This window comes from Ruegeria sp. HKCCA0370, from assembly GCF_013033705.1.
Lineage (GTDB): Bacteria > Pseudomonadota > Alphaproteobacteria > Rhodobacterales > Rhodobacteraceae > Ruegeria.
Genome location: NZ_WQEP01000008.1, coordinates 1 through 15597, shown reverse-complemented (window position 1 = coordinate 15597; position 15597 = coordinate 1). Strand labels below are relative to the sequence as shown.

Genomic DNA, 15597 nt, shown 5'->3' with positions numbered 1-15597 from the left:
GATGCGCAGATGCGCTTGATTGTTGGATGCCAAAACTGAAAAAGGATGCAAGGTGATGGCCGCTGCACCGGCTGTTGTTGCAAGAAATTGGCGACGCGAAATTGACGAGCGGTTGGAAAAAGACATGGGTCACCTTTCGAGTTGGCTGGCAACAAGAATAGTTGCCGGTATTGCATAACGATCTTATGACAGTGTCTTCTAACACATTTTACAGACTTATTTCAGGGGATATGGACGATCCCATGCACCAGATCCATGAAGTCGCTAAATGATTGGATCAGGTGAAACCAAGCCGGGACTGGTGTGACAACGTATGTGAAGAATAATCAGTGCCTTTTCCCATCACCCGTGCTGTATTGTCGGCGCAAAACTATTCTGGAGATGGTTGTTGGAGCCGGCATTTGCCGATGTGTTGCCCATGCCCGCCAGCGACGTACACTACCGATAATCGACGTGAACGACGCTGCCCGCGTTGCCGTTGCCATGACTTAAGAAGGACGCACCGGGATACATCTTTTGTTGTCACGCAATCTCCGTACCTGAGGCCCAGTGAAAGCTGACTGTAAACATTTGGCCAATCGTCGACTCAGAGCAGGCGGCCGAAAAACATTTAGCTCCGCCGCGACATTTCGAAAGTCTGGTGCTACTGACGGTGAGTTATGATGCTAAAACCCTCTTCGGGTGATGGTGGCACGAAATACCGCGCAATACGCCGATATTGATCTTCCGTCGCTGCAAATGCATGCGCGCCTTCTCTGTTGCGCTTGTGCAGCCGGTGCAGACAAACCTCATCTGACACATCCAAAAAGTGAAGGTGGTGCTGCGCAGCAGTGTCTTCCAGCAGGTAGCGCATCCAGGCCCTGTTTTCAATTGTGTTCGCTGGAAAATCGAGAACGACCGAAACGCCAGCCTTCAGCAGAGCAGCCACGTGAGGACCCATGACCAGTCGCAGTTTCAAAGCGCAGTCTACATAATCCTGCAGGGACTTCATTTGATCCCCAAACAGCGCGCTAAGCCATTCATCTTCTGAAATGAGCATGGCCCCGTCACTTTTCGCAAGTCTCGCTGCCAGAGTTGATTTTCCAGAAGCAATTTTGCCGCATAACAAGTGGAGCGTTGGAATAGCCTGTGACATAGAGCGAACTCCCGGATTACCTGATGGTCCCTGCGCTAAGTTGGTCTGCCAATTGATCAAACACCAACCTGATCCTTCGTGCGGTATGTAGCTCGGAGTGCGTCGCCAGCCAAATCGGGAACTTAAACGGCTCATGGTCGGGGAGCACGCGCTCGACGCCGGGTGTTAGGGCAGCCACGTCATCCGACATTACACTTATGCCAAACCCTTGGCGCACCAACTCCCAGGATACAATCCCGCTTTGTGAGCCGACCCGGAAGCTTTTTCGGGTGACCTTAATGCCCGCCGGATCAAGAAAACCGATCATCGTGTCAATGTCACCAAATCCGACAAAGTCCAACTTAGCGAGTTCGCCTTCATTTTTTGGCCGTCCAACCTGATCAAGGTACGAAGGTGCCGCGTAGAAATGTGCCGTGGCCTCGGCGACAAGCTTTGCCGTCAGATCCGGCTGCGTCGGACGTACATGTCGGATGGCGATATCAGCCTCACGTCGCTGTATGTCTCGTATGTCATTTGCAGCAACGATGTCTATCTCCAGTCGCGGTGCTGCAAGTCGGATCTTTTTCAGTATAGGCGGCAGCTGATAGGCAGACATCACATCGGACGCAGTGATCCTGACTTGACCTTCAACAGCTTGCGACTGACTTGTCGCAGTAAGTGAAATCCTGTTCGCCACATCCGCCATTTCTCTGACATGCAACAAAAGCTCGGCGCCAGCAGTCGTCAAATTAAGCGACTTGCCGACTCTTTCGAACAGGGTGATGCCAAGTGCCATTTCCAGCGCGGCAACTTGCCGGCCGACAGTGGGTTGAGTTTGCTCAAGAACGCGCGCCGCTGCGGAAAACGAGCCCTCTTCGGCTGTCGCGAGAAAGGACCGTACCTGATTCCAGTCGAAATTGATGGCTTTCCAGTTCATGCATTTATGCATAACACTTCTGCGGATTGTGGCAATTTCATAAATGATTGTTTGGAAGTAAAGGATACGGCAACAACCTTGTAAGAGAGTAATGAAATGGCTGCTTTATCCAAGGATGCTGCATTCTGGAGTAAAATCTCGCGAAAGTATGCGGCAGACCCAATCCGCAACATGGAAGGGTATCTGAAAACACTCGAGCTGACGAAGTCGTACCTGAATGCCGAGGACAACGTACTGGAAATCGGGTGCGGGACGGGTTCAACCGCGCTGCTGCTTGCGCCGCATGTCGCCCATGTCACTGCCACGGATCTCGCTCCGGGCATGATCGAAATTGCCGATGAGAAGCTTGATAAAGAAGGGCTGGAGAATGTCACTTTCAAGGTGGCCGACGTTCTTGAGCACAGTCTTGACGAAGGCTCTTACGATGCCGTCTTGGCGCATAACTTGCTTCATCTTCTGCCCGATTTGGACCAAGCGCTCGAGCACATTGCTGCGCTGACAAAACCGGGTGGGCTTTTCATATCCAAAACCGTCTGCGCGCCTGAGAGCGGTGGTTTCCAGTTTGCGATGATCAGTCGGATCGCAATCCCAATCATGCAGGCTTTTGGGAAAGCCCCATTTGTGAACTTCGTGTCTGGATCGGCACTTGAGAGGAAAATTGCGTCCGCAGGCTTTGAAGTTCTTTATACTTCTGATCAAGCCTCGATGCTCCAGAGTCGTTATATTGTCGCGCAAAAAACATGAAGCTCCAGTTCGTACAGCTTCGTCCTTTGAAATGATCTTTGCATCACAGTGTTTTATATAAACTGTTCACAAGTGATCGGATGTTACAAAGGTCTGTTTCCGATTTAATAATGCGACTGCGAGTGGCAGCATTGTCCGCATAGCGGTCAATTGCGCCAATTCGGCGAACGTCCGCACCGAGCCCAAACTTGCCGTTGGAGGATAGGTTGCGAACGTCTGCCTGACCCTTTCTCTCACTGAGCTCAAGCTACGATTGTGGTTTTGAGCGTCGGGTTTCGAAAGGACGCTACGCTACATTCGGCTTTCAACGCGAACCTGTCTGGCCATATCTGTGACAAGCTTCTCGAAAACGAACGCTTTCGACTTTGTCAGAGAAGTCTTCCAATCATAATTAGCCTGCAACTCTGCATTGACTTGACGGGCGGGTTAATCAGCGGAAGCCGGCCTACAGAATACCAAGTATAAGGATGAGGTTTCGTATTTTTCTGTCTTACAAATTGAACCTCAACCTCAGACCAAACACCAGAGGATCGTCATCGGAGAAGCCGGGATTATTCAGATACTGAACATCAGCCGTAAGCGCTAGGTTGTCGGAAATATCCAGTCGGTAAAACGCTTCTACCGTGGTTTGCGTGTCCAGGCTTGGATCGGTCGGATCGGCCACCGTAACGCCAAACCCAAACAGGTCGTCATAAAAACCGGGTCGCCACATGACCCCCGCGTTAACTGCGCGGCGGGCAATGGACGCCTCACCATCTGACCATCCAAGACGGCCAAAGAGCATAACGTTGTCGTCCAGCGTCAAATTTCCCGAGAGTATCACTCCATGGCCACCGGGCACACCAGCATCGTCTCGATCATCCACATGGAACACTCCCAAATGGATGTTGGTGAGGTATCTCTGATCGCGTGAGGGCGTCCAGCCTATTTCACCATAAGTGAAAAACTCCGAGCCACCTGGAAACCAATCGACATCAGTGAGCGAGCCATTCGCATCGCTGACCACGCCAAGGGCGTAAATCTGGTCGGTGATGTATCCGCCGCCTGCAATGCCAAAGCCGGGATCGGGAATGGGAAGAACGGGACTGAAGAGGATCGAAAAGTTCGAAAAGGTCGTGCGCGGGTTCACGTAGCCAAGGATATCGGAATAGTCCCCGGGGTCGATGCGACCGGCCACGAAACCTCCATTTATGCTGGGCAGAGCTTGCGACCAATAAGCGACCGACAAGGTAGTATCCGTGTCGCTGAACGTCGTGGCCGTGACACCGAGGTATCCGATTTCCCCGGCGAGACTGCCCGGTGCGATATCCGTGCCCAAGCGATGACGGTTTTCGAGGATGAAGATAAAGCTGCCCGCATTGTCGGCCCCACGATTGAGGTGTTCCCAGTTGCCAATGATCCGCGCTTGACCGGATGCCGCCTCGTCCGTCCCGCTCAGGCTGTCCGACGACCTTTGGTACAGTGCCTGATAGTCGAAAGATAGGTTCAGCCCGGTGCGTTCGGCAAAAGCCTCGCGCGACTGCTCGAAGGGATCGAAAAACCGATCCAACCCGGGCGATCTGGACTCCTCAAGTCGCCTGAGCCGGTCCTGCTCCAATTGGGCCTGCGCCGACGCGGGCCCGCCGAGCGACGCGGTGGCTGCCGCCTCCAATTGCCGAATTGTGCTGTTTTCTTGTGCTGACGCGCCCGAAGCGATGACCGCCACCGCTGTGCAGATGCGCACGGTTTGCCGAAACCGTGCCAATGCGACTGTCACATCGGGTCGTTGTCTCATGGCGCTGATCAAGCTTCGTATTCCACTACTTCAAATCATCCTGCGCTTTGATCTCGGGCACGCGGGACAGCGCTTCGGCCATGTCCGCACTGCTCATCAATTCGATCATCTGGTAGTCATCCAGCAAGCCATCGCCAAGGCGACTGACATAGAATGCCTGAATGAAGGTGGGATCGTTGGGCAGTGAAACGGTGATATAGTTTTTCCCGTTCCCAAGCCCCCAATAGTAGCTGAGCAGTTCGCCACCGAGCGCTTCTATGCCACCTTTTACGGAAGCCGCGCGATCGCCTGGGTTTGCGATCTGCATTTCCCAAGCGGCGCTATTGGACGTGCCGATGAACAGAAATGTGCGCATGTTCTGAGTGTCTTCCGCAGTGGCCAACGTCGTTGAGCCCACCAAAACAGCCCCCAGCACAAGATACTTCATTGTACGCCCTTTCTGTGACTTCACTTATCGTTTCTCGATTGGGGAGTGACCGTTTCGTCTGAGTCTGTCGGGAAGACGTGTCGTCCCATCGTTTCTTGCTCCGGAATGCTCAACTGCGAATGAGCGCCGCACTGAAGGTTGATCGAAGGTTTGCACGTCCGATACGTCCATTGAGAACGTTGCCTGCATCGAAACGAAGCCGTCGACCACCATCATCCGCTCATTCGATTGTTGAATGTGAATCTGGCCGGTCACAACAACAGGTTCATAAATCCTCGTTGCCATCCAGCCATTGGCCACACGCAAACGCACCATCTGGTTTGGCGGCGGTGGCGGTACGTGGCTGCACATCCCACGCTCCGGAACCAGATAGGCCATCGGCGTGCCGTCCTCTGCTGCGGGTGCCGGAATGACAAATCCACCCAGTTTGATGATAACCCCGTCTTTCGCCGGGTTTCCGGCTTCCCGTGCCAGCTTCCTCCGGTCGGCGACGATCCACCTTTGTGAAATGAGCCAATCGGCGTCCACACCTTCGTCCGAAAGGGTTTTCTTGACCTCGGCCAGCGTCGCAGCAGCGTTCTCCGGCGGATTAACTTCTTCCAATTCGGACGACAGTTTGACCACCTGCCGCAAGCCAGCGATTTGATTGTGTGTCAGATCTCGGAACGGGTCAGCGTAGGATTGAACGCTTTGGTCGATCAGGTCAGCCCAGTTGATCTGCTCAACGTCTGCAAACAGCGGGCTTGCTCCGAAAATGACTGCAAGGGCAGCAAGGAAGTGGCGCATTTCAGGGTCTCGCTTTCCGGTTTTCGTGATTTCCAGCCAACTCGGAAAGTTGGCTGGCGTTTTCGACGATCATTCAATCCAGCGTATTCTTGTAAAACTTGCCATCCTTCATGATGACGCGGATGGTTTCAAAACCTTCTTCACGGGGTTCTGCGTCAAACCACTTTGGCTGCGCTCCCAAGACGGACAGATCTTCCAGTGGATTGCCATCAACGATCAGGATATCTGCGTAGGCTCCTGCTTCAATCACCCCCAATTGCTCCGGATAAGGGTTCCTTTGGCCGGTGAGTTGCGCCAATTCGCCTGCTGTTGATGTAGCCGAAACCAGCATGGCGTGATTTCCGAACCAATCGGCAAACTGGTATTTTTCGAAATCGCGATGGGCGCGACCCTGATCCAGCGTTGACAGGACTGTATCAACATTGTGCACGATCTTGGGTTTGTACTTCTTCACCAGTTCGATGAGATCCTTGCTTTGGTCGTGGGCGATCTCCAGTTTTATTCCCGCCGGTGTGCCGCGGGCAAAGTTGGGATGTTCAAACAGGATCGGTGAGAACCCGGCGGTATTGAGCGACCAGATGATGCCTTCATCGACCATCCGCTTTACAGTTTCTTCGGTGACCATCTGGCCGTGGTCGATGACCTTCACGCCAGCATCCAGCGCCAATTGGACAGTCTCGTCTGTGTAAGCGTGCACAAACACGTACGTGTCAAAAAACGCGGCCACGTCGACCGCGGCCTTGATTTCCTCCACGCTGTATCCGACGGACCAAAGCGGATCCAACTCCGAGGAGACGCCGCCGCCGACGGTGAGTTTGATTTGCGTGGCCCCGAAGCTGAGGTTTCTGCGCGCGGCGGTTCTGATTTCATCCACGCCGTCAGCAACAACCGCGAGATTGAGTTCTTCAACCTGTGAGACGGGGCCGCCTTCGGCCCGCGCGCGCGGGCTGCGCCAGTCCGTGTGACCGGATTGCGGACCAATGCACGCGCCGCTTGGGTAAACCCGTGGACCGGCAATGATATCCTGATCGATCAGCTTCTTCATCGCATCGCCCTGTCCGCAGGCGTCCCGAACCGTTGTGTAACCATCCATCAGGTAGTCGCGCGCGTTCGCGGCCGCCATTGCGCCAATACCATCCCAATTTGCGTATTCAGCGCCGCCAAAGCTTGTGAACAGGCCGGTCAGGTTCAGGTGAACGTGGCTGTCGATCAACCCGGGCATCAGCGTGCGCCCACCGCCGTCGATCACGGTGGCGTCCGGCGCGTCGATGGCGCCGGTCGAGACCTCCTTGATCAGGTTTCCTTCGATCAAAACGCTGGCGTTTTCGATCCTCTCTTCGTTCACGCCGTCAAACACGTGCACGTTGGTGAACAAAGTTTGCGGCAAGGAGTCCTGTGCGAACGAGGCGCTCGCCGCCATTGCGAAGGCACTAGCTGCCGCCGTGACTTTTGTGAACTGTTTCATGGGCGTCCTTTCCCTTGTGCTATCGGGGTGCGCGGGATGCCGAGGTAAATTCACCCCGCGCGACACTCACTCGAGTGTGTTCTTGTAGATCACGCCGTCTTTCATGATTAACCGGATGGTCTCAAATCCGCGATCACGGGGAGCGGCATCAAACCATTCCGGGTTGGCACCCAATACCGACAGATCTTCAAGTGGGTTGCCATCCACTAGGAGAATATCCGCATAAGCACCGGCTTCGATGACACCTATCTTGTTCGGGTAGGGATTACGTTTTCCCGTGAGTTGCGCAAGTTCGCCACCGGTCGAGGTAGCGGCGACCAAAAACGCATGATTTCCGAACAATTCGGCAAAGTAGTATTTCTCAAAGTCCCGATGTGATCTTCCAAACGAGATCGTCGACAAAACCGTGTCGACGTTATGCACGATCTTCGGCCTGTACTTCTTGATCAAATCGACGACGTTTTCTGAACCTTCAAGATAAGATTCAAGTTTTGGCTTTACACTCGGCATCGAAAAATTCGGATGGCTCAAAAGCTGTGGGTCCATTCCCGCGACATTTAACGACCAGAAAATACCTTCATCCGCGATCCGTTTGACAGTGTCCTCTGACACCATCTGGCCGTGCTCCAAGGACTTCACACCAGCATCCAGTGCCATTGTAACGGTTTCGTCCGTATAGGCATGCACGGTGACATACGTGTCAAAGAAAGATGCCGCTTCAACCGCTGCGGCGATTTCATCGACGCTGTAGGCAATGGACCACAAAGGGTCGATTTCTGATGAAACCCCGCCCCCTGCCATGAGCTTCAGAAAGCTCGCACCATGCGCAAAATTCAGTCGCGACGCCTTGCGGATTTCGTCAATTCCATCCGCGACATACGACATGTTGAGGCGAGCGCCCATATCCTCAGGGATTGTTTCAAAGGATCGTTGCACCGGGTTGCGCCAGTCTCCGTGCCCAGATGTGGGCCCAATCGCAGCACCAGCCGTGTAGATGCGAGGCCCCTCTACCACGCCTTGGTCGACCAACTCGCGCAGACCGCTTCCCATGCCGCCTGTGTCGCGTATTGTCGTATACCCGTCATACAGATAGTCGGCGGCGTTTTCCGTCGCGACGGCACCGATTTGATCCCATTTGGCGGCTTGCAGCCCGGCGAAAGTCTGAAAAACACCTGTCGCATAGATATGGGTGTGACTGTCAATCAACCCTGGCATAAGCGTGCGCCCGCCGCCGTCAATCACAGTGGCGTCCGGCGCGTTGATGGCCTCGGTTGAGACCTCCTTGATCAGGTTACCTTCGACCAGAACGCTGGCGTTTTCGACCCGCGCCTCGTTGACACCGTCAAATACGTGCACGTTGGTGAAAAGGGTTTAAGGCAAAGCGTCCTGTGCAATCGATCCGCTTGCCGCCACAACGAACGCACTGGCTGCCGCCGTGATTTTTACGAATTGTTTCATGGGCTTCCCTTCCCTCGGGCAATTGGGTGCGCGGGGCGCCGAGGTAAATTCACCCCGCGCCACACTCAGTCGAGTGTATTCTTGTAGATCACGCCGTCTTTCATGATCAGATCGAAGTTGTTCTCGTAATCCGTCATGATCAGGGCATCTTCGACGGGGTTGCCATCGACCAGCAGAATGTCGGCATAGGCCCCTTCTGAAATCACGCCGAGCGGCCCCTCGGGATAGGGGTTGAGTTGACCCGACAGGGCCAGCAATTCACCGGCCTTCGATGTCGCCTGCAAAAGCACTTCGTAAGAGGACCATTGCTCGAGACGGTATTTGAACTCGTCGTTCTGTTTGGTGAGCGCTACAGGGTCGCCGATGATGTCGGTGGAAAAGGCGACCTTTTCTATTCCAAACTCCTTCAACAACTTCATCTGGTTTCTGGCACCGGCCTGAACCGCGAGAAACTTGGGCGCAGCGAGAGGGCCGAGAACTTTCGTCACGACCTCTTCATCCAGTCCTAGAAGCGAGTAGTACGGAACGACCCAGACATCCGCATCCTTGATCGCTTGTGCCGCCACTTCGGTCATCAGTTGTGCATGGTCGATGCTCACCACACCCGCTTCGATGGACCGCAGAATGCTCTCGTCATTGTAGACGTGCACAAGGACATAGGTATCCCAATCCGCCGCCGCCTGCACTGCCGCCTCCAGTTCCTCGGGCAAGTATTGCACGGTGTGGAGTGGGTCCGTACTGGAAGAAACGCCACCGCCCGCCATGACCTTGATTTGCGATGCACCTAGACGCAGCGCTTCCCGCGTTGCGCGCAGAACCTCCGGAACACCGTCGGCCAGGAACTCGAGATGCTGGTTGAAGAACGATGGCGAGGATCCTTCGAAGTTGGGATGCGGTTCCGTGTAGTTTCTGTGCTCGCCATGCCCGGAGGTCTGCGAGATCACGGGGCCGGACGGGTAAATACGGGGACCGACCGCTTTACCCCGGTCGATGGCCTTCTGGAGACCGATCGCTGGCCCACCAGCATCACGGACAGACGTGAAGCCGCGCAGCAGCATCTTCTCCGCCTCGACCGTGGCCGCCGCTCCCCAGTACATCCAATCGAAGTTGTCCCTCAAATCTGCAATCGGCTCCGTGATGGCCATGTGAACATGCGCGTCGATCAGTCCGGGCATTAGCGTCCGGCCCCCGCCGTCGATGATCTGGGCATTTGCCACGGCCAAAGGTTCGGTCGAGACCTCGGCGATCAGGTTGTCGATCACCAGCACATTGGCATTCTCGATCCGCTCTTCGTTTACCCCGTCAAAAACATGCACGTTGGTGAAGAGAATGGGAAAGCTTTCTTCCTGTGCAACGGCATGGGTTGAAGACAAAAGACCTGCAACGAGGGTCGTCGCCGTCAGAACTTGGGCCAGTTTCGAAATCATGGTGGCATTCCTTTCGGCGAATCAAAGAAGTTGGATTCCCAATGTGAGTTTAGAAAATGAGGCAAAAAATTGCCTGACACCTTGTCAGGGGTTGAGAAATAGTTTTGGCAAACTGCAAGGTTTGGCGCGTTTTCGGTAGAAATTTCCGGTGCCTCCGTCCTAGTTTCAACGAACAGGAGGCGCGATGACCGGCGAACGTATCAAGAAATCGGACAAGACACTGCCGCTCGTCAGGGCGTCCGTTGCGGGTCCCGTTGTCGCCGCCCTTCGCAAGGTGAGCATCGAACCGGCGTTCGTCCTCGATCGTCTGGGACTAAATGAAACCCAGGTGATGGACCGGCAAAATTTCGTTCCCCATGACACGGTTTACCAGATTTTTCAGGCTGTCGCCGACGCGACATCACCGGTGTTCTGCGCCAAAGTCGGTCAGTCCGTCGACCTTGTTCGGTTTCTACCACTTGGCAACATGTTGGCGGACGCTCTGACTCTCGGAGACTTCTTCACAAGGTTCACACAGGCGGTATCCAAGGAATCCAATGCTGTCACCCAATCCCTCCTTGTCGAAGACGAGCACGCGTATTTCCGCGCCAGACGAAACTTTGCCGTTTCTGTTTCACCGGCGCAGGCAGACGCTTTTCTGGCCAGCGTCTGGATATCCCTGTTGCATCGGGTTCTGGATTTCAGATGGGACCCCCACCAGATCATTCTGCAAGTCAGCGATCCGGATGCGCTCCCCGAACAGTTTCATGGCGTAAAGGCAATCCATTGTGGGCCGCAGGGGTTTTCGATCAGGTTTCCGTCAAACTGGTTAAGCTACCGACTGACGCAGGAGGCATTGGAAAACCCGTCAGACCTCAGGATCAAGGACAATGATCTGGCCGCACCGCTGGATTTTCTTGCAGGACTGGAAGGACTGATACGGGTACATTTGACCGAACCGGGGTTTGGTGTCGATGCCTTGGCCGACCTTTGTGGCTTTCATCGCGAAACACTTAACAACCGGCTGAAACCCTATGGTCTGACGGCCTCGCAGGTGATTGCGCGTTTACGACAGGATGCCGCTGAAAGCCTTCTCATCGAAGGTAATACGTCGGTTGCCGAGACAGCTCGAAGGCTAGGCTACGCCGACCCCACAGCGTTCTCGCGAGCATTTCGAAAATGGACCGGGATGTCCCCCGCAGCCTTCAAACGATCGCACAGGGAAGCTTAGCCCCCTACTGAAACCCACTTCTAGAAAGCGGACATTCACCAAATGGCCGCTTCGTCCGCACTGCCGACTTTCGCTGAGCTTTGCTTGAGTGTCTACTTGGCGGGCTAGGCAGACGATGGTTTATACGATCGCAACCGTGTTTCTGCCCGCAATAAAAGCGCGCCGTGTTTGCCAAATTCGGAAGAACAGTGTTGAATCTGCAACGGATTAACCCGATTTGTCGACGCGCGCTTGGATAGTAACACTGATTTCGAAGCACATTCTTCTTGATGCTGGAGTGGACGCCTGAAAGCTTTACTTCAGGCAACTCATGAAACTTGCATTTCCCTCTCCGGCCAGAACTCGTCCACTATGACATAAGCGACAATCACGAAGAAAGCGGCCCCTGCAACTTGCAAAACGCGCGTGATACTTTTGACGTCAGCCTCATCCGAAAACGGCGCAACCGACCCACCGTAAACGATCAGAACCGTTGTCAACGCCGAACCGGCTGCTGCTGCGAGTGCGACCTGAGATTTCCCAAGCGCTCCCAGGGTGAAGCAGAAGAACAGACATAACAAAATGGGCGTCAGAATAACCGGTGCGATCACGTTTACCTCGTAACAAATGATCGACACCGCTGCCCCAAGCAGGTTTGCCGTAAGCATAGCTTTGGCGACGGCTTTGCCCATCGACGGCATGGCGGCCAACTGCTGGCTCAAAAGAGCGACAAAGAACAGAACCAACAAAGCAGAAGCGCCGGACACAAAAAACACCATGGCAAATGGAAGCGTCACAAGCGACATTCTGACGATCCGCCGGTACCGGTCAAAGTCTGGTGGCGCGTCGGCTTTTTTCTGGGCGACTGTTTGAGGTTCCGCCGGGATCAGCACAAACATCAGCGTAGATACGAAACCTGCAAATAGCAGGTTAATCGGTATCCAAAATACTAGCACAAGCGCCAGATCCTGCGATTGCAATACAAGGTTCGGGATCATCAACGCCCCCATGAGTGCTATGACACCGGGTAGAACACCGGCCCCTGAAACTGACCACATGAAGGACAGGATGATCCCGATGGCAACCAGAATAAGGAATACCACGGGATAGGGTGCGAAAACGGACGACAACAGGAATGAGATGAACATCAATCCTATAGAGAAAACAAACAGCTTTGCGAATGCCGCCAACGGCAGCGCGGTGGGCGCTTGTAGGAACAGCGCGGTGAAAACTGCCCCCACAACCGCCAAAGGCCACCCAAGAAACAAGCCCAAGGCGAAAACGCCGGTCACACCCAGCGCAAGCCGGATAACGGATTTTCGATCTTCAATAGGCATAGGATAGTATTGAGACCAAACGGATATAGGTCCGGCCGACCACATTCAGCAGGGAATTGTCGCTCAAATACATGATCACGTCGGCCTGCCCGTTGAGTTGGAAGCGCAGTTCGTCTTTGGCGTTTCCGGCCTCATATCCCGGCAGCACGATCCGAACGGGAAACCGTTCTGGTTCGCGCAGAAACCCCTTGGTACTTGGCGGGCTGGCCAACTGGCCAGGTTCATCGCCACCGCTCAAGGATACAGCCGCGCTGAAGCTCTCAATGACACCTGGGATAATTTGACCGGGGTGCATATCCAACACGACATCAACAGGAGAACCCACCCCTGCCCGGCCTAGGTTGTTTTCCGTAAAATACGCCTCTATCCATATGTCGGTTGCATCCAGGAACGTCAAAAGGTCCTGACCGGACCGTGCATACGTACCAGGTGCGATCAACAGATTGGATATGACACCCGTCGCCGGAGCACGCAGTTCAGTCCATTCCAGGTTTAGCTCTGCATCCGCCAAGGCAGCTAACGCGCGCTGAATTTTTGGATTTTCGATCCCGTCGTCACCCAGCCTCTGCTTTGCTTTTTCAAGATCCGCTTTGGCGTTCTCATAATTTGCCTCGGACTCTGCCAGTTGACCTCGGGCATCGTCGGCTTTTGAGACGGCGATCAATCCCTTTCTTTCCAGCGCAAAAACACGCTCTGTTTGAATGCGTATTGTGTCCAGATCGCTCTGGGCCCGCGCCAGTTTGGCTTGCGCGGCTCTTACCTCTGCCGAGGATGCACCCACCTCCTGCGTTGCCGCTTCTAGATCAGCTTCCGCCTTGTTGCGTTGAATTTCGTAGGGCCTGGGGTCGATCCGAACCAGAATATCGCCTGCCGAGACGATCTGTCCGTTTTCGACAAGAACTTCGGTCACTGTTCCCGTGACCTGTGGAACGATCTGGGTCGCAATGGCCTTTACTCTGGCATTCCCGGTAAACGGCGTTTTTCGGTCAGCGACAAGATACCAGATAAGAAAAACAAGAATGACGGCCAAAGTGGTCCAAATCGTCTTTCTCATTTCGTGGCTCCTTCAGCCGCGCTTTCAGCTTCTGCAGGGGCGTCGATCCAGACCTTGAACAGCTCATAAAACACGGCAAACAGAACAGGTCCCATAAAAATGCCGATCAAGCCATAGGCCATCATGCCGCCAAGAACACCAATGAGTATGACCAGCATTGGTGTTTCGAGGCCTTTTGAGATGAATACAGGCCTTAGGAAGCTGTCCATTATCGCAACGGGAATAGCCAGGATTGTGAAGATCAACGCGGCACCGCCGGACATGGTGCTCCAAGCGTAAATAATCACTGGCAAAAGAACCAAGCCGGGCCCGATCTGGATAATCGAGAGGATCAAACAGATAAACGCCAGCGTGGCGGCCGAGCCAATTCCGAACAGCGCCAACAATATCCAAACCACGACCGCCTGAATCGCAGCCACGCCAATCACACCCTTTGTCACATTGCGGATCGTAGCGCCGGCAAGTGTAACGAACTCACCGCCACGGGGCGCAAAGACACGGTTGGCAAAGCGCTGCAGGCCTTGCACCAGACTTGGACCAGGACTGAACAAAGCCCCCATGATCAAGACGGACAGGGCCAGCGCCAAGAGCCCAAGCCCTATGCTTACGACCTTTCCGAACAGTGATTTGGTGATCTCAAGAATCTGCGCGCCGTATTTGGCAAGCGCGCCGTCAAGGTTTCGTTCAAACAAGCCCCAGACTTCAGCAATTTTGTTTCCGACCAGCGGCAGCTCCTTTAAGCCATCGGGTGCCGGTGGGACTTTTAGCTCGCCGTTGTCAGCTTGTTCTGCAAATCCAGACCCAAGTTCGGCTGCTCCGGATACCGCTGTCGCGACCGGTCCCAAGGTCAGAACGAGGCCCAACAATACCAGTATCGTCGTCGCAAGCTTCTTTCTTCCGCCCAACCTGGACTGCAGCCAATCGAAAACCGGATAGAGTGCGACGCACAGGATCGTCGCCCAGATGACCACGCTTGCCAGCGGGGCCACCATTACCAAAGCGCTGTAAAGGAATAGCCCGAGAAACAGCAATCTAATCGCGAGATCGACAATCTTCGCGTCCTGAGTCTTTTCCATACCATCCCTCCAACATTTGTTTGTTCAAACTTTACACTCAAAAAAATTAATATGTATATTTAAAATACCAAAAAACCTGCAACCATTTGAAGTATATCGCAAATCCGGATTTCAGAGGGGCTGTTCGGTCGACGTATTGCCTGCGTATGAAATCGCAGAGGCTCGGCGGGGCAAAACTAGTTGTCCTCTTGCTTGTCGTCCTGGGACAGGATTGTATCTGCCACCGTAGTCGCTGCAGTCACGAAGATACCGAGCCCAACGATGATGTAGAAAATTGTAAATATTTTCCCTGCCGCTGTTTCAGGAGAAAAGTCACCGAACCCAACGGTCGAAATTGTCACAACAGAAAAATAGATAGAGTCAAGCCAGCTCCAACCTTCGACATAACGGTAAAACACCGACGCCCAGAGGATCATGCCAGTAGTGAATGCTAGAAGGCCCTTCACCCTGCCATCTTTAAAGGCGACGCCTATACCTCGCGTAATTCTCGTTAGTGAATTCATAAAGAAAGAATACCAAGGGATTTATTTTTACATAGGATTTTTTGAATTTTCTCGTATTTTTCCAAAAAGCCTGTTGCGCTCCCACCGCGCGTGTCCGGCAGGAATGTTAACCAATGTCTCGCTCAATCGCTTCGGGATTACTCAAGTCAATTCTGTTTTTAATCACCCGGCAAAGTCGGCAATGGGCTCGGCAGAGTCATTCGGTGCACTCGGCGTGAACGACTGCTTCGCGGACAAAGCGGACGTCCGCTGGGTCCGTTTGTAAAGGCCCAACAACGATGGTCGGCGTGTGTGATTCCTAAATTT

Annotated in this window: 16 protein-coding genes; 4 read left to right on the top strand and 12 right to left on the bottom strand. The window is 54.0% G+C overall.

Annotated features, from left to right (window positions below; all coding sequences use genetic code 11):
- Window positions 1–19 precede the first annotated feature (19 nt).
- Window positions 20–178 (top strand): hypothetical protein, encoded by a 159-nt coding sequence (locus GOW31_RS22105; protein ID WP_254441739.1) that lies wholly within the window; start codon window positions 20–22, stop codon window positions 176–178.
- A 465-nt stretch (window positions 179–643) separates the two neighbouring features.
- On the opposite strand, the gene GOW31_RS15985 is transcribed toward GOW31_RS22105, so the two are convergent.
- Both GOW31_RS15985 and GOW31_RS15980 read right to left on the bottom strand, forming a co-directional pair.
- Entirely contained in the window at window positions 644–1135 is a 492-nt protein-coding gene (locus tag GOW31_RS15985) for an ATP-binding protein (protein WP_171171383.1), read from the bottom strand.
- Window positions 1136–1151: 16 nt separating this feature from the next.
- Window positions 1152–2051, bottom strand: a complete 900-nt coding sequence (locus tag GOW31_RS15980; protein ID WP_171171381.1) for a LysR family transcriptional regulator — start codon at window positions 2049–2051, stop codon at window positions 1152–1154.
- A 96-nt stretch (window positions 2052–2147) separates the two neighbouring features.
- On the opposite strand from GOW31_RS15980, the gene GOW31_RS15975 reads away from it, so the two are divergent.
- The gene (locus GOW31_RS15975; protein ID WP_171171379.1) at window positions 2148–2795 is read left to right on the top strand and encodes a class I SAM-dependent methyltransferase; all 648 of its coding nucleotides are present in this window, start codon (window positions 2148–2150) and stop codon (window positions 2793–2795) included.
- 490 nt (window positions 2796–3285) lie between these two features.
- Here GOW31_RS15975 and GOW31_RS15970 read toward each other — a convergent pair whose 3' ends face one another.
- The 6 genes from GOW31_RS15970 to GOW31_RS15945 form a co-directional block, all read right to left on the bottom strand.
- Window positions 3286–4569, bottom strand: coding sequence for a carbohydrate porin (locus GOW31_RS15970; RefSeq protein ID WP_171171377.1), 1284 nt, complete (start codon window positions 4567–4569; stop codon window positions 3286–3288).
- Between the two features lie 25 nt (window positions 4570–4594).
- Window positions 4595–4996, bottom strand: a complete 402-nt coding sequence (locus tag GOW31_RS15965; RefSeq protein ID WP_171171375.1) for a hypothetical protein — start codon at window positions 4994–4996, stop codon at window positions 4595–4597.
- Between the two features lie 24 nt (window positions 4997–5020).
- Window positions 5021–5782: a DUF3299 domain-containing protein gene (locus tag GOW31_RS15960; RefSeq protein ID WP_171171373.1), complete on the bottom strand. Its 762-nt coding sequence runs from the start codon at window positions 5780–5782 to the stop codon at window positions 5021–5023.
- A gap of 73 nt (window positions 5783–5855) precedes the next feature.
- A complete protein-coding gene (locus GOW31_RS15955) occupies window positions 5856–7247 on the bottom strand; it encodes an amidohydrolase family protein (RefSeq protein ID WP_171171371.1) in 1392 nt (463 codons plus the stop codon).
- Between the two features lie 66 nt (window positions 7248–7313).
- Window positions 7314–8603 (bottom strand): amidohydrolase family protein, encoded by a 1290-nt coding sequence (locus tag GOW31_RS15950; RefSeq protein WP_171171369.1) that lies wholly within the window; start codon window positions 8601–8603, stop codon window positions 7314–7316.
- Between the two features lie 167 nt (window positions 8604–8770).
- Window positions 8771–10132 carry an amidohydrolase family protein gene (locus GOW31_RS15945; RefSeq protein WP_171171367.1) on the bottom strand — a complete coding sequence of 454 codons (1362 nt, stop codon included), beginning with the start codon at window positions 10130–10132 and terminating at the stop codon, window positions 8771–8773.
- A gap of 184 nt (window positions 10133–10316) precedes the next feature.
- On the opposite strand from GOW31_RS15945, the gene GOW31_RS15940 reads away from it, so the two are divergent.
- The gene (locus GOW31_RS15940) at window positions 10317–11342 is read left to right on the top strand and encodes an AraC family transcriptional regulator (RefSeq protein ID WP_171171365.1); all 1026 of its coding nucleotides are present in this window, start codon (window positions 10317–10319) and stop codon (window positions 11340–11342) included.
- A 308-nt stretch (window positions 11343–11650) separates the two neighbouring features.
- Here the strand turns inward: GOW31_RS15940 and GOW31_RS15935 are convergent, their stop codons facing one another.
- From GOW31_RS15935 to GOW31_RS15920, 4 genes are all read right to left on the bottom strand, one after another.
- Window positions 11651–12658: a DUF2955 domain-containing protein gene (locus tag GOW31_RS15935; protein WP_171171364.1), complete on the bottom strand. Its 1008-nt coding sequence runs from the start codon at window positions 12656–12658 to the stop codon at window positions 11651–11653.
- A complete protein-coding gene (locus GOW31_RS15930; RefSeq protein WP_171116978.1) occupies window positions 12648–13712 on the bottom strand; it encodes an HlyD family secretion protein in 1065 nt (354 codons plus the stop codon). The genes GOW31_RS15935 and GOW31_RS15930 overlap by 11 nt, the downstream gene beginning before the upstream one ends.
- Window positions 13709–14788, bottom strand: a complete 1080-nt coding sequence (locus GOW31_RS15925; RefSeq protein WP_152459503.1) for an AI-2E family transporter — start codon at window positions 14786–14788, stop codon at window positions 13709–13711. The genes GOW31_RS15930 and GOW31_RS15925 overlap by 4 nt, the downstream gene beginning before the upstream one ends.
- A gap of 176 nt (window positions 14789–14964) precedes the next feature.
- Window positions 14965–15204: a potassium channel family protein gene (locus GOW31_RS15920; protein ID WP_253282527.1), complete on the bottom strand. Its 240-nt coding sequence runs from the start codon at window positions 15202–15204 to the stop codon at window positions 14965–14967.
- On the opposite strand from GOW31_RS15920, the gene GOW31_RS15915 reads away from it, so the two are divergent.
- Window positions 15203–15556 (top strand): hypothetical protein, encoded by a 354-nt coding sequence (locus GOW31_RS15915; RefSeq protein ID WP_171171362.1) that lies wholly within the window; start codon window positions 15203–15205, stop codon window positions 15554–15556. The two genes, GOW31_RS15920 and GOW31_RS15915, sit on opposite strands and share 2 nt — an antisense overlap.
- The last annotated feature ends 41 nt before the right edge of the window (window positions 15557–15597 follow it).

What these genes read in the sequence shown, in the direction of transcription:
- GOW31_RS15960 (WP_171171373.1), bottom strand. Translation starts at nt 5,782, where the DNA reads ATGCGCCACTTCCTTGCTGCCCTTGCAGTCATTTTCGGAGCAAGCCCG.
- GOW31_RS15985 (WP_171171383.1), bottom strand. Translation starts at nt 1,135, where the DNA reads ATGTCACAGGCTATTCCAACGCTCCACTTGTTATGCGGCAAAATTGCT.
- GOW31_RS15925 (WP_152459503.1), bottom strand. Translation starts at nt 14,788, where the DNA reads ATGGAAAAGACTCAGGACGCGAAGATTGTCGATCTCGCGATTAGATTG.
- GOW31_RS15955 (WP_171171371.1), bottom strand. Translation starts at nt 7,247, where the DNA reads ATGAAACAGTTCACAAAAGTCACGGCGGCAGCTAGTGCCTTCGCAATG.
- GOW31_RS15975 (WP_171171379.1), top strand. Translation starts at nt 2,148, where the DNA reads ATGGCTGCTTTATCCAAGGATGCTGCATTCTGGAGTAAAATCTCGCGA.
- GOW31_RS15920 (WP_253282527.1), bottom strand. Translation starts at nt 15,204, where the DNA reads ATGATCCTCTGGGCGTCGGTGTTTTACCGTTATGTCGAAGGTTGGAGC.
- GOW31_RS15965 (WP_171171375.1), bottom strand. Translation starts at nt 4,996, where the DNA reads ATGAAGTATCTTGTGCTGGGGGCTGTTTTGGTGGGCTCAACGACGTTG.
- GOW31_RS15940 (WP_171171365.1), top strand. Translation starts at nt 10,317, where the DNA reads ATGACCGGCGAACGTATCAAGAAATCGGACAAGACACTGCCGCTCGTC.
- GOW31_RS15970 (WP_171171377.1), bottom strand. Translation starts at nt 4,569, where the DNA reads ATGAGACAACGACCCGATGTGACAGTCGCATTGGCACGGTTTCGGCAA.
- GOW31_RS15980 (WP_171171381.1), bottom strand. Translation starts at nt 2,051, where the DNA reads ATGAACTGGAAAGCCATCAATTTCGACTGGAATCAGGTACGGTCCTTT.
- GOW31_RS15930 (WP_171116978.1), bottom strand. Translation starts at nt 13,712, where the DNA reads ATGAGAAAGACGATTTGGACCACTTTGGCCGTCATTCTTGTTTTTCTT.
- GOW31_RS15915 (WP_171171362.1), top strand. Translation starts at nt 15,203, where the DNA reads ATGCCAGTAGTGAATGCTAGAAGGCCCTTCACCCTGCCATCTTTAAAG.
- GOW31_RS15935 (WP_171171364.1), bottom strand. Translation starts at nt 12,658, where the DNA reads ATGCCTATTGAAGATCGAAAATCCGTTATCCGGCTTGCGCTGGGTGTG.
- GOW31_RS15945 (WP_171171367.1), bottom strand. Translation starts at nt 10,132, where the DNA reads ATGATTTCGAAACTGGCCCAAGTTCTGACGGCGACGACCCTCGTTGCA.